Origin of the sequence: Pseudomonas sp. Larv2_ips (assembly GCF_963879675.1) — a bacterium.
Lineage (GTDB): Bacteria > Pseudomonadota > Gammaproteobacteria > Pseudomonadales > Pseudomonadaceae > Aquipseudomonas.
Genome location: NZ_CAWOAW010000022.1, coordinates 67,490 through 80,910, shown reverse-complemented (window position 1 = coordinate 80,910; position 13,421 = coordinate 67,490). Strand labels below are relative to the sequence as shown.

The window sequence follows — 13,421 nt, the reverse complement described above, 5'->3', positions numbered from 1 at the left end:
CTATTCCTCTAGCATCTTCATGGCGCTGACAAGGCTTGTGCGCATACGGCCGAACGACTGGCCCAGGCGCGCCAGTTCGTCGTTGCCGCTGACGTCCATCTGCGGCACATCGGTGTCGCCCAGGCTGACCCGGTCGGCCAGCGCTGACATCTGCCGCAGGCGCCGGGTGACAAACAGGTGCACCGCCACGTTCAACGCCACAAACAACACCGCAAAAATCCCCAGCATCGACACCATGTAGCTGTGCAGCAGGCTCCTGGCGCGTTGCAGCGGCAAGTCGAGTGGCACCGTGACCAATTGCGCACCAATGGTGTCGTTGAGCTTCCAGCCAAAACCGTTAACCGCGCCGTAGATATCGACCATGGTTTTCGGCGCGGCGTCCGGGGTGCTGTGACATGCCAGGCAGGCACCGTCCTTGATCTGAATCGGCCGCGCGATGTACAGCGAGGCGCCTTTGTCGTCGTTGCGTTCACCGACCATTTCGGCAGTTTGCGGCTGACCGCGCAGCGAGTTGATCAGGGTTTTTTCCCAGTCGTTTGCCAGGTCGCGAGGGTTGGTCGGGTTGAGGGTGGCTTCCTTGTAGGCGTAGTCCGGGTAGGACTTGAGCAGCTCCTGCAAGTGCGAAATGGCCGCGAAATCCGGCACCGATTGCGCCACGAACTGAAATTTCAGGCGGTTCTCCAACAGCGGCACGATCTGCTCGGCGGTGTAGGTGCTGGCCGCAGAGGCCGAGCGCATCAGCATGCGCGCGGTTTCCAGGGTTTCGCGGCGTGCGCTTTGCTGGAGCATGTAGTGAGTGGAGAGGCTGGTGGCGATAAAACCTAAGATAAACACCGCCAGGAACACCACGTTGAATTTAACCGCGAGCGACAATTTCATAAGGACCTTCGGGTAACGGCGTGGTGAGGATCAGTGCGCATTCCTGCGGCGTTCCAGGCGCAACAGTTCCAGCTCCCACGCCAGTACGCCGCCTCGGTTGGTTTTCACCGCCTGCAAAAATGCCGGGTCGTTGAGGCGCGGGGCAAAGCGGCTGGCGAGCATCTGCTGGCTAAGGTTCAGCGGGCTGACCACCCAGGGGGCGATGTCTTCGTAGGTCACCTCACGCTGTTTTTTCAGCTCGGGCGCCTTGGGCGTTTTCTTGCCCAGGGGCACCAGCGGGTCAAGGAACTGCGGGGGCAGGGCGTCGATAAAAGCTTGCTCGGGGCGTGGCACGATCCTGAGCGGTGCATCACCGACCCTTTGGGCGAAATCTTCATGGCCGAGGGTGACATCGCGACCGGCCTTGCTGTGGCTATCGAGTTCGCTGACCACTTGGCTGCCATCTTCGACAAAGATCTCGGTCTGGCGCTTACCGACATGAATCACGCTGGCGCTGTGGGTCAGGGTGAACGCCAATCCGCCGGTGGTCACCGCCAGGTTCGCGTGATTGTTACCCGCGACCGGTTGCAGCTTCAGCCAGCCATCGAGCACGTTGATTTGCGCCGCTTTGCTGTTGGTGGCGATGAGAATGCGCGTGTTTGGCCCCAATGCCAGGTCAGCCGCCGCGAGACCTTCGATCTGTATGCCGGCGGCGCCGGTTTGCACAATATCGCCACCTTGCAGGCGCGTACCGGGGCCCACGGTGTAGAGGCTGGTGGCGCGAATCAGCGTCAGCGGTTTTTCCGCGTAGGCGATCACGCCGATGTTGGCTGGCGCGGCCTGCGCCAGCGGTAGCTGGGCCAGGCTGGCGAGCAAAAGGGCTATCGAAAGTTTTTTCACGTGGGCGCCATCTGTCGAGCTGCTGGGGGCTGGCACCGATGCTGTTGTGTGCAGCCGGTGTTCGTGCGTGCGCAAGGCGTCGCAGGGCCGAAGGCTACCGGCTGAAGAGGCGTATGAAGAAGACAATTATCTGCATGGAAAAGGCTGATTTCGATTAAGCGAAATCATGGAATAAAGCCTGCGAGGCGGGTGTTCTTCTCATGGTTTCCCGTGATTCGAACGGCGTTTGCGCTGGACCGGCAACACGCCCGCAACTCCCTCTGCCCGGAGCCCCTATGACTACCCAATGCATGAACGCGTTTTCGTCCACCAAGACTTTCCTGCAACAGAACTTCATGACGGCCAAGCGCATTCCCTCGGGGATAGTGGCCGGCCTCACGGTATTTGACGTCAACGACCACAAGGCCGGCGGTTATCGGCTGGCGACCCTGGATAAGCCGGGCGAGTACGGCAAGGTCGAGCGTCCGCTGATGGCGCATTGGGTGCCCCAGGGCAGTTTTTGCGACATCCCCGCCAACCCCGGTGCGACCGGGTATGTGTTCACGCCGGACTTCAGCGGGTGCTCGATCCTGATCGATCATATCGATGACACCACCTACCGCGTGTTCCACGTGCAGGGCGGCAGCGATTACCTGAACAAGGAATACCTGAACCGTTTTGACGGGCACGGGCTGGGCTTCGCGACGGCCATGACGTTTGACGATTATGGCGAGGATGCTTATCCGCGCGGGTTCGCTTTCATGAAGTTCGAAGAAGGGCGCTGGTGGATTTACTTCCAGCGTCAAAACGGTGTGGGGCTCAATTTCGCCTACGGCAAGTTCCAGATGAATGGCGCGCAGACCGTGCGTGGCGGCGGGCGGATACCGGTGCCCAACCTCAAGCGCGAGTCACCGCGCCATGGCGTGGTGCACAGCGGTAAGGCGCTTGCCATGCCCACCAGCCAGCGCGCGGAGTTGAAGGTCGAGGTCTGGTAGGCGAGGCGTTTTTACCCGGTTTGAAAAATAGTCGGGAATAAACACTTGGGGTCGGATGTTCATCCTGCAGAGGCTGATAACCAGCCACGTTCGGCCACTGACGGATTTTTTGATGACGAACCCGACCCTTTTCGACTCCTCTCTCGGCAGGCGCAAAATGAGCAGCACCGACTCCGCTATCGCGGCGCGCCGCAATCGCCTGTTACTGATGGTGCTGCAGGTCATCGGCCTGATTGTGCTGGTGATTTGCGCGATCGATGCCCAACGGGCCCAGGCCCAGGACTTGCCGGAGCCAGCGGCTGGCACGGCGAAAAACGTGCTGATGACCGTGCAGGCCAGCGGCGTGCAGATCTACACCTGCACCAAGGACAGCAGCGGCCAATTGACCTGGCAGTTCCGCGAGCCGCTGGCCACGCTGATGATCAACGGCAAGACCGTTGGCCGACACTTCGTGGGGCCAACGTGGCAACTGGATGATCGCAGTGCGGTGGTCGGCAAAGTCATCGCTCAGGCGCCTGGCGCCCGTGCAACCGATATCCCCTTGTTGCGTCTTGATGTGGTGACGCACCTGGGCGAGGGCGGACTCGCGCACGTGGTGGCGGTGGAGCGCTTGCACACCTTGGGCGGTGTGTTCAGCGGCAGCTGCGCGCAGGCCGGCCAATTGCACGTCGAGCCCTACAGCGCCGATTACCGCTTTCTGGGCCAGTAGCTTCATACCGCACCGTTTATCAGCGCAAGCGGCTCAAAACGTTGGCGGCGTAATCACCCAGATGACTCGCATCTCGACCTTGCCCGGGTTGCCATAGCGATGCGGTTCGCTGCTGGCAAAGCTGAAGCTGTCACCGGCATCCAGCACAAAATGCCGATCGCCCACCCATAGCTCAAACTGCCCGCTCAACACATAGCCCGCTTCCTCGCCTTCATGGCTGTAGCTCTGCTGGCTGTAGGCGCCGGGCGGAAAGCTCGATTGCAGCATTTCCAGTTGATGGTTGGGCAACGGTGTCAGCAATTGGTCGACGATGCCATCTTCATAGCGAATGCTCTGGCGATTGTCCTGGCGCACCACATAGCCTTCATCCGCCTCGGCGGGCATGCTCTGACTGGCGAAAAACCATTGGATCGTTACCCCGAGGCTGCGGGCGATGTTGAACAGCGCCGGGATCGACGGATACGCAAGATTTCGCTCCAACTGGCTGAGGTAGCCGGCGGTCAACGCGCTGCTGCGAGCCAGTTCGGTCAGTGTCATGCCACGCGCCTTGCGCAAACCACGGATGCGCGTGCCGAGAAACAGTTGCTGCGGTTCGTCGTTCAAAGGTTCCATGCGACCTTGAGTCCTTCGTAAATCGCCTCTTCGGCGGTGCGCGGTGCGAGGCAGTCGCCGATGCGCTCAAAGGGCACCCGCCCCGCCAGTTCTGCGCCCAGAGTGTCCACTGGCTGATGCCCCTGGCACAACACCAGGCTGTCGATATTTTCCAGCAGCATCGGCTCGCCACTGGCGGTGTGTTGCAGGTAGACGGTGTTGTCGTCGCAGCCGTACAGACGCGCATAGGGGATGATCGGGATGCCCAGTCGATGCAGCTCTCCCGCGAGTTGATCGCGGACGTACAGCGGCAGGTTTTCCCCGCAGTGGGTGCCGTTCACCGCCAATTGCACGTGATGGCCAGCGCGTACCAGGCGTTCGGCAATACCGGGCCCGATCCAGTCGCAACGCCAGTCGACTACCACCACCGAACGCCCCAGCGTGACTTGATCGCGCAACACCTGCCAGGCGTCCACCACCTGCAACGCTCCACCTTGCTCGAAGGCCGGCCAATAGGGCTCGGCGCCGGTGGCGATGATGACGTGATCGGGTTGCGTCTGTTCCACCAGCGCACGGTCGACGCGGGTATTGCGCACCACGCGAACACCCGCCAGCGCCATCTCGCGTTGCAGGTTGGTGCTGGCGCCACCGAATTCACTGCGCCGTGGCAGCAACTGCGCCAACAGCACCTGCCCGCCCAATTGCGCACTGGCCTCATACAACGTTACGTCATGGCCGCGTTGCGCGGCCACGGCCGCCGCTTTCATGCCGGCCGGGCCACCGCCGACCACCATAATGCGTTTGCGCGTCAACGCTGGCTGCAGACGACTGAAGCTCAGTTCGCGCCCGGTTTCAGGATGCTGGATACAGGAAATCGGCAAACCCTTGTGAAAATGCCCGATGCACGCCTGGTTGCAGGCGATGCATGCGCGCACATCTTCGACGCGGCCTTCGAGGGTTTTGGCGGGCATCAGCGGGTCGCAAATCAAGGCGCGGGTCATGCCGCACACGTCGGCCTGGCCGCGCGCCAGGATCAACTCGGCCTCCTGAGGCTGATTGATCCGCCCGGTGACAAACAACGCAATCGACAGGCTGGCCTTGAACCTGGCGGCTTCGTCCGCGAGGTACGCGGCAGCAATGGCCATGGGCGGCACGATATGGATCGCACCGCCCGTTGACGCCGACGTGCCGGCGACGATGTGCACATAGTCCAGTTGAGTTTGCAGGCATAGCACGGCTTCCAGGGATTCGCTTTCGGTGAGCCCTTCGGCATCGCGCTCGTCAGCGCAAATACGCAGGCCGATGATGAAATGCTCATCGGTCGCTGCTCGTACCGCCGCAAGCACTTCCCTCAAAAACCTCAGACGTTGCTCAAGCGCGCCGTTGTATTGATCGGTACGCCGGTTAACCCGTGGGTTGAGAAACTGCGCCGGCAGGTAGCCATGGCTGGCAACCACTTCCACCCCGTCAATCCCCGCCTGATGCAAGCGCCTGGCCGCTGCTGCGTAGCCGGTGACGATCTCATCGATCATCGCGTGATCCAGCGCCCGAGGCATCACCCGAAACCGCTCGTTGGGCACCCCCGACGCGGAGTACGCCACTGCCAGCAAACCGTCTGCCGACTCCATGATTTCGCGGCCCGGATGAAAGATCTGCGACAGCACCACAGTGCCGTGGGCATGGCAGGTCTGGGCCAATTCGCGGTAGCCCTCGATGCAGGCGTCGTCGGTGGCCATCAGCACATGCGAGGTGTACCGCGCGCTGTCATGCACCCCGGCCACCTGCAGCACAATCAGCCCCACGCCGCCTTCGGCTCGCGCACGGTGATAGGCGATCAACTGCGCGTTGACTCGGTTGTCGGTGGGCATCGAGGTGTCATGCCCGCTGGACATGATGCGGTTTTTCAGGCGTTTTCCGCGCAGCTGCAACGGCGCGAACAGGTGAGCAAAGGCGGGGTGCGACATGGTGCGGATACTCCAGGCGCTGTTATTGTTATTTTTCTATAGGAGGCGAGCGCCAGTAAAAAATCAACTTGTTTTTTTACTGGCGCCTGGCTTAGCGTCGCCTTCACCAACCGCGTGCCTGGAGAATAAAAATGACTGACTCCGCCGAGAAGCACCTGCGCGAAGAACTCGCCGCCTGCTATCGCCTGATCGCGCACTACCGCATGAGCGACTTGATCTTCACCCACATCTCGGTGCGCATTCCCGGGCCTGAGCATCACTTCCTGATCAACCCTTACGGGCTGATGTTCGATGAAATCACTGCCTCCAGTCTGGTCAAGATCGGCCTGGATGGCCGCGCGGTGGAGCCGTCGGCTTATGCGGTGAACCCGGCTGGTTTTGTCATCCACAGCGCCATCCACGGTGCGCGCGAAGACGCCCAGTGCGTGCTGCACACCCACACCCGTGCGGGCTGCGCCGTGGCGGCGCTGGCGTGCGGGTTATTGCCGGTCAACCAGATCTCGATGGAGTTCTACGGCAAGGTCGCCTACCACGATTATGAAGGCGTCGCCCTGGACATGGCCGAGCAGCGCCGGCTGGTGCACGACCTGGGCGACAAGCCGGTGCTGATGCTGCGCAACCATGGTTTGCTGGCGGTGGGCGAGACGGTCAGCCAAGCGTTCCTGCGCATGTACTACCTGGAAAAGGCCTGCGATATCCAGATTGCCGCCCAGGCTTGCGGCGCATTGATCCTGCCGCCCGCCGAGGTCTGCGCTCACACCGAACAGCAATTCAACAACCCCGGTCGCGCGCTGCAGGAAGGCGAATTGACCGATCCGGACGCCACGCAGTTGGCATGGGCGGCGTTGCTGCGGAGGCTCGATCGCGTGTCGCCCGGTTACAGGGACTGATGTAGAGTCGTGCAGCCGACTCAACCGAAGGACATCGCCCCATGACCCAGGAATCCCGTTTTTCCAGGATGGAACCGCAATTGCGCAAGGCCAATCTGGTCCAGGCAACGCTGACGTGCCTCAAGCGCGACGGTTTCCAGGGGGCATCGATCCGTAAGATCAGCGCCGAGGCCGGGGTGTCGGTCGGGCTGATCAGCCACCACTACTCGGGCAAGGATGAGCTGGTGGCCGAGGCTTACCGCACGATCACCGGCCAAGTCATGAGCCTGCTGCGCGAGACCATGGCCAAGGCGCCGCCCGAGCCTCGCGAGCGCCTGTCGGCGTTGTTCCGGGGGTCGTTTTCGCCTGAATTGCTCGACCCGCAACTGCTCGATGCGTGGCTGGTGTTCTGGGGCGCGGTGAAAACGGCGCCCGCGATCAACCAGGCCCACGAACACTCCTACGGCGAGTACCGCACCATCATGCGCTGCGCCCTGACCGACATGGCCAGGGAAGAGGGCTGGCAGCAGTTCGACGCCGACCTTGCCGCCATCGCCCTCAGCGCCTTGCTCGACGGTCTGTGGCTGGAGTCGGGGCTCAACCCCGGCACCTTCACACCGGAGCAGGGCATCCAGATTTGCGAGGCGTGGGTCGATGGCCTGCAAAGCGGCGGTCGCCAGCGTTACCTGCTCAAACCCTGAGCCTCTCTCGCCGTCTGAACGCAAGGTTCAGGCGGCTATTTCCCGTCTGAAAATATTTGCAGTTTGCCGATTGCCTCCTTGCTGAACACTCGTTTAGTATCTCGCCATGTCGCACCCCTCACGCCAATTAAAATAATTCGAGGAAGCCATGACTACCGATTCGCCCGTGCTCACCGATGTGCAAGCAGGCGTTGCCTGGATCACCCTCAACCGTGGTCCCCAGCGCAATGCCCTGGATATCCCAACCCTCAAGCACCTGCATGCCTTGCTCGACACCTTCAACCGCGACCCCGCCGTGCGCGTGGTGGTGTTGACCGGCAGCGGCCGCAGCTTCTGCGCCGGCGCCGACCTGGCGGAGTGGGCCGAAGCCGAATCGCGTGGCGCCCTGGAAACCTACGGCTGGACCGAAACCGCCCACGCCCTGATGACCCGCCTGCACACCCTCGACAAACCCACGATTGCTGCGATCAACGGCACGGCGGTCGGCGCTGGCATGGACCTGACCTTGTGCTGCGACTTGCGCATCGCCGCCCAATCGGCGCGCTTCAAGGCCGGCTACACCAGCATGGCTTACTCGCCGGACGCCGGTGCCAGCTGGCACCTGCCGCGCTTGATCGGCAGCGAGCAAGCCAAGCGCCTGCTGTTTCTCGATGAGCTGTGGAGTGCCGACCGCGCACTGGCCGCCGGCCTGGTCGGTGAGGTGGTCGCCGACGAGCACCTGCACGCCCACGCCATGGCGCTGGCCTCCCGCCTGGCCAATGGCCCGACCTTCGCGTTCGCCCAAACCAAGACGCTGATTCGCGAAGGCGCCGCCCGCAGCCTGCCCGAGCAATTGCACGCCGAACTGGCGGCTGGCCTGTTGTGCGGGCGCAGTGTCGATGGCGCCGAAGCCCTGCGCGCGTCCATGCAAAAGCGTTCACCGAATTTCTGCGGCCAATAACAACAACACCCCGAGCAGGTAGCGCCATGAATTTCCAACTCAGCCAAGAACAAGACATGTTGGTGGACGCCGTACGCAGCTTTGTCGCCAAGGAGTTGCTGCCGCACGAAGAGGCGGTGGACCGTGCCGATGAGGTGTCGCCCGAGCTTGCCGCGCAGATCCGTGACAAGGCGATTGCCGCCGGTTTCTATGCCTTCAACATGCCCGAAGAGGTGGGCGGTGGCGGCCTGGACTACCTGTCCCAGGCACTGATCGAGCGGGAGCTGTCCAAGGTCTCGTGGGCACTGCACGTGTTCGTTGCGCGGCCTTCGAAAATTCTCATGGCGTGCACCGGCGCGCAGATCGAGGACTACCTGTTGCCGTGCGTGCAGGGCAAGAAAATCGACTGCTTCGCGCTGACCGAGCCGGGTGCCGGTTCCGACGCCAACGCCATCAAGACCCGCGCCGTGCGCAGCGGCGATGACTTCGTCATCAACGGCAGCAAGCACTTCATCAGCCATGCCGGCCACGCCGATTTCGCCATCGTCTTTGCGGTGACCGACACCTATGAGCACAACGGCCGTCAGCGCAATGCGGTGACCTCGTTTCTGGTCGATCGCGGCACGCCCGGCATGACCATCCGCCGTGGCCCCAGGTGCGTGAGCAACCGTGGTTATCACACCTATGAAATGTTCTTCGACGACTGCCGCGTGCCCGCGTCCAAGGTGCTCGGCGAAGTCGGCAAGGGTTGGGACGTTGCCAATGCCTGGCTCACCGCCGGGCGCGTGATGGTCGCCGCCAACTGCGTCGGCCAGGCTCAGCGCGCGCTGGATGTGTCGCTGCAATGGGCCGCCGACCGCAAGCAGTTCGGCCAGCCCATCGGCACCTACCAGGGCGTGAGTTTCAAACTCGCCGACATGGCCACGCAGATTCGCGCCGCCGAGCTGCTGACCCTGCACACCGCCTGGAAGATGGACCAAGGCAGCATGACCGACGGCGAGGCCGGCATGGCCAAGTTGTTTGCCAGCGAAACCCTGGGCAACGTCGCTGATGAAGCCGTGCAGATTTTCGGTGGCATGGGCTTGATGGACGAAGGGCCGGTGGAGCGCATCTGGCGCAACGCACGCATCGAACGGATCTGGGAAGGTACCTCGGAAATCCAGCGCCATATCATCGCCCGTGAACTGCTGCGGCCGCTGTTGCGCTGATCGGCGCGGAGAACGCTTATGTCCCAGGCTATTCGCGACAACCTCAAGCGCCTGCTGGCGCCCCGGCACCTGGCCTTCGTCGGTGGGCGCAGCATGGCGCGCGCGCTCAAGCGCTGCGCCGACGGCGGTTTTACCGGGCCCATGTGGCTGGTCAACCCGCAGCACGACAGCCTCGACGGTATCCCGTGTGTGCGCCGCATCGCCGATTTACCCTGCGGCCCGGATGCGGTATTTATCGCCACCAACCGTGAACTGACGCTGACCTGCGTGGCGGAACTCGCCGCCATCGGCACCGGCGGCGCGATTTGCTACGCCTCGGGTTTTGCCGAAACCGGGGCCACCGGCCTAGCCCTGCAACAGCAGTTGCTGAGGGCCGCGGGTGACATGGCATTGCTCGGCCCCAACTGCTACGGCCTGCTCGATTACCTGCACAGCTCGGCCCTGTGGCCGGTGGCCCATGGCGGCAAAGCGGTGCACAAGGGCGTGGCGGTGCTGACCCAGAGCGGCAACTTCGCCTACAACCTGTCGATGAGCGACCGCTCGCTGCCGGTGGCCTACATGGCGTCGGTGGGCAACCAGGCGCAACTGGGGGTGGCCGAACTGATGGACGTGTTGCTCGATGAGCCGCGCGTCACCGCCATCGGCCTGCACCTGGAAGGCTTGAAGAATGTGCCGGCGTTTGCTCGCGCGGCGCACAAGGCCCTGGAAAAAGGCATCCCGATCATCGCGCTGAAAACCGGCGTGTCGCAGATTGGCGCCGAGCTGGCGTTGAGTCATACCAGCTCGCTATCCGGTTCGGACGCGCTGTACGACAGCCTGTTTGCACGGCTGGGCGTGATTCGCGTCAGCGGCCCGGTGAGTTTTGTCGAAACCCTGAAAGCCGCCGCGTGCGGCCATCTGCCGGCGGGCAATCGCCTCATCGCGCTGGCTTGTTCCGGCGGCGATGCAGGGCTGATTGCCGACTATGCCGAGCGCAACCACCTGGCCCTGCCAGAACTGGACGAAGGCCAGCGCGGCGAGCTGGCGCAGGTGTTGCCCAGCTACGCCAACCTGGTCAACCCGCTGGATTTCACCACCGCCATCTGGGGCGACCGCGACGCACTCGGCAGCATGCTCGACACGGCCCTGCGTACCGACGCGGATGCGGCCATGCTGGTGCTGGATTACCCGGCTGAATTCACCGGCGAGCGCAAGGAATGTGACGTGCTGTTGGCGCTGTTCTGCGACGCGCTTGCGCGGCATGGCAAGACCGGCTTCGTCACCTCAGCCTTTCCCGAATTGCTGCCGGCCCATGCACGCGAGCGTCTGCATGCCCAAGGCATCGCCGCGCTGCAAGGCGTGGAGGACGCGTTCGCCGCGTGGGGCCGCATCGCCGACTACCAAAATAATCGTCGCGTGTTGCTCGAACGAGGCGAATCGATCCTTGCGCCGCTGTGCCCGCAACCCCTTGAGAGCCAGGGTTTGGCGCTGGATGAGTGGGCGTCCAAACAAGCCTTGCGCGCCTTCGGCCTGAATACGCCGGCTGCTGTATTGAGCACGCCGGGGCGGGCGATCGTGGACGCCAAGCTGTTGGGCTACCCGTTGGTGCTCAAGGCCGTCAGCGCTGATTTGCCGCATAAAACCGAAGCGGGTGCCGTGGCGCTGAACCTCGAAGACGACGTGGCGCTGGCGACCGCACTCGAGCGCATGCGCGGGCAAATCGCCGCGTACGCACCGGGTGTCGCCTTCGATCAATTACTGCTGGAGTCGATGGCAACCCAGCCGCTGGCGGAGCTGATCGTGGGCATCAAGCGTGAAAACGACTTCGGCCTGGCCTTGGTAATTGGCGCTGGCGGCATCCTCGTGGAGTTGCTCAAGGACAGCCGCAGCCTGTTGTTGCCGACCACCGACGGCGCGATTCGCAACGCGTTGCTCAGCCTGCGCAGCGCGGCGTTGCTGCAAGGCTTTCGTGGCCGTGAGGTGGCGGATATGGACGCGCTGGTCGCGGCCATCCGCGCGGTGGCCGACTACGCCTGCGCGAATGCCGGGCAGTTACTGGAACTGGATGTGAACCCATTGCTGGTCAGTGCCCGCGGCGCCACGGCGGTCGATGCATTGATTCGCCTAGGAGATGGTCATGCACGCTAAAACAATCACCGGTGGCCAAGCGCTGGTGCGGTTGCTCGCCAACTATGGCGTCGACACGGTATTCGGCATTCCCGGCGTGCACACGCTGGAGCTGTATCGCGGCTTGCCCGGCAGCGGCATTCGGCATGTGCTCACGCGCCATGAACAAGGCGCAGGTTTCATGGCCGACGGCTATGCGCGAGTCAGCGGCAAGCCGGGCGTGTGCTTTGTGATCACCGGCCCTGGGGTCACCAATGCGGCAACCGCAATCGGCCAGGCTTACGCCGACTCGATCCCGATGCTGGTGATTTCCAGCGTCAACCACACCGCCAGCCTTGGCAAGGGGTGGGGCAGCCTGCATGAAACCCAGGACCAGCGCGCAATCACCGCGCCAATCACGGCGTTTTCGGCGGTGGCGTCAAGCGCCGAGGATTTGCCCGAGCTGGTCGCGCGTGCCTACGCGGTGTTCGACAGCGAGCGGCCACGGCCGGTGCATATCTCGGTGCCGCTGGATGTGTTGGCGGCGCCGATTCAAAGGGACTGGAGCAATGAGGTAGTACGCGGTTCAGGGCGTGGCGTGCCAATGGCCGAGGTGCTGGATCAGGCGGTGGCCAAGCTCGCTTCGGCCAAACGGCCAATGATCATTGCCGGCGGCGGCGCGCTGGCGGCGGGGGAGGCTTTGCAGCGCTTGAGCACGCAACTGGCGGCGCCGTTTTTTACCAGTGTCGCGGGCAAGGGTTTGGTGCCGGTCAATGACCCGCTGAATGCCGGTTCAACCCTGTGCGTCGAACCCGGCTGGCAACTGATCAGCGAGGCCGATGTGGTGCTGGCGGTCGGCACGGAAATGGCCGACACCGATTACTGGCGTGAGCGCTTGCCCATCACCGGTGAGCTGCTGCGCGTGGACATCGACCCACGCAAATTCAATGATTTTTACCCGTGCACGCTGGCGCTGCACGGCGATGCCAACAGCACTGTGCTGGCGTTGCTGGAGCGCTTGCCGACGGCGCCGCGAGACGCTGAAGCGGCAATCAAAAAAGTTGCCACATTGCTCCAGGCCGTTGAGCTGGGACACGGCCCCTTGCAGTCGATCCACCAAGCCATCCTCGACCGCATCGAGGCCGAACTGCCCGCCAATGCTTTTATCAGCACTGACATGACCCAACTCGCTTACACCGGCAACTATGCCTACCGCAGCCGCACCCCGCGCAGCTGGCTGCACCCCACCGGCTACGGCACCTTGGGCTATGGCTTGCCGGCGGGCATCGGCGCCACGTTCGGCGCGCCTCTGCGGCCAGGGTTGGTGCTGGTGGGCGACGGTGGCTTCCTCTACACCGCCCAGGAATTGGCCACCGCCGTTGAAGAGCTGGACAGCCCACTGGTGGTGCTGCTGTGGAACAACGATGCCCTCGGGCAAATTCGCGATGACATGCTCAGCCTCGACATCGAGCCCATCGGCGTACTGCCGCGCAACCCGGATTTCGCGCTGTTCGCCCAGGCGTTCGGGTGCACCGTGAACCAGCCAAAGAACCTGGATGAATTGCAAACGGACTTGCGCAACGGCTTCAAACGCAATGGCGTGACCTTGATCGAGTTGAAACATGCCTATGCCTGTTGACCTT

At 63.1% G+C, this 13,421-nt stretch carries 12 protein-coding genes; 8 read left to right on the top strand and 4 right to left on the bottom strand.

Annotated elements, in window-relative coordinates; all coding sequences use genetic code 11:
* Positions 1-879, bottom strand: coding sequence for a c-type heme family protein (locus AACV02_RS15715; RefSeq protein ID WP_119735494.1), 879 nt, complete (start codon positions 877-879; stop codon positions 1-3).
* 30 nt (positions 880-909) lie between these two features.
* Positions 910-1,758 carry a hypothetical protein gene (locus tag AACV02_RS15710; RefSeq protein WP_106579966.1) on the bottom strand — a complete coding sequence of 283 codons (849 nt, stop codon included), beginning with the start codon at positions 1,756-1,758 and terminating at the stop codon, positions 910-912.
* Between the two features lie 275 nt (positions 1,759-2,033).
* On the opposite strand from AACV02_RS15710, the gene AACV02_RS15705 reads away from it, so the two are divergent.
* Both AACV02_RS15705 and AACV02_RS15700 read left to right on the top strand, forming a co-directional pair.
* Complete coding sequence (locus AACV02_RS15705; RefSeq protein WP_119735493.1) at positions 2,034-2,732, top strand: hypothetical protein; 699 nt, start codon at positions 2,034-2,036, stop codon at positions 2,730-2,732.
* A gap of 157 nt (positions 2,733-2,889) precedes the next feature.
* The gene (locus AACV02_RS15700) at positions 2,890-3,441 is read left to right on the top strand and encodes a DUF3455 domain-containing protein (protein ID WP_119735492.1); all 552 of its coding nucleotides are present in this window, start codon (positions 2,890-2,892) and stop codon (positions 3,439-3,441) included.
* A 33-nt stretch (positions 3,442-3,474) separates the two neighbouring features.
* Here the strand turns inward: AACV02_RS15700 and AACV02_RS15695 are convergent, their stop codons facing one another.
* Both AACV02_RS15695 and AACV02_RS15690 read right to left on the bottom strand, forming a co-directional pair.
* Positions 3,475-4,053, bottom strand: coding sequence for a cupin domain-containing protein (locus tag AACV02_RS15695; protein ID WP_119735491.1), 579 nt, complete (start codon positions 4,051-4,053; stop codon positions 3,475-3,477).
* A complete protein-coding gene (locus AACV02_RS15690) occupies positions 4,041-5,996 on the bottom strand; it encodes an oxidoreductase (RefSeq protein WP_119735490.1) in 1,956 nt (651 codons plus the stop codon). The genes AACV02_RS15695 and AACV02_RS15690 overlap by 13 nt, the downstream gene beginning before the upstream one ends.
* Positions 5,997-6,127: 131 nt before the next feature.
* Here AACV02_RS15690 and AACV02_RS15685 point away from each other — a divergent pair, with 131 nt between their 5' ends.
* From AACV02_RS15685 to AACV02_RS15660, 6 genes are all read left to right on the top strand, one after another.
* Positions 6,128-6,886 carry a class II aldolase/adducin family protein gene (locus AACV02_RS15685; protein WP_119735489.1) on the top strand — a complete coding sequence of 253 codons (759 nt, stop codon included), beginning with the start codon at positions 6,128-6,130 and terminating at the stop codon, positions 6,884-6,886.
* 41 nt (positions 6,887-6,927) lie between these two features.
* Positions 6,928-7,566, top strand: coding sequence for a TetR family transcriptional regulator C-terminal domain-containing protein (locus AACV02_RS15680; protein ID WP_106579972.1), 639 nt, complete (start codon positions 6,928-6,930; stop codon positions 7,564-7,566).
* Between the two features lie 148 nt (positions 7,567-7,714).
* On the top strand, positions 7,715-8,506 hold the full coding sequence (locus tag AACV02_RS15675) for an enoyl-CoA hydratase/isomerase family protein (protein WP_106579973.1): 792 nt from the start codon (positions 7,715-7,717) through the stop codon (positions 8,504-8,506).
* A 26-nt stretch (positions 8,507-8,532) separates the two neighbouring features.
* Positions 8,533-9,693 carry an acyl-CoA dehydrogenase family protein gene (locus AACV02_RS15670; protein ID WP_119735488.1) on the top strand — a complete coding sequence of 387 codons (1,161 nt, stop codon included), beginning with the start codon at positions 8,533-8,535 and terminating at the stop codon, positions 9,691-9,693.
* A gap of 18 nt (positions 9,694-9,711) precedes the next feature.
* Complete coding sequence (locus AACV02_RS15665) at positions 9,712-11,820, top strand: acetate--CoA ligase family protein (RefSeq protein ID WP_119735487.1); 2,109 nt, start codon at positions 9,712-9,714, stop codon at positions 11,818-11,820.
* Positions 11,810-13,417, top strand: a complete 1,608-nt coding sequence (locus AACV02_RS15660; RefSeq protein ID WP_119735486.1) for a 5-guanidino-2-oxopentanoate decarboxylase — start codon at positions 11,810-11,812, stop codon at positions 13,415-13,417. The genes AACV02_RS15665 and AACV02_RS15660 overlap by 11 nt, the downstream gene beginning before the upstream one ends.
* Positions 13,418-13,421 lie beyond the last annotated feature (4 nt).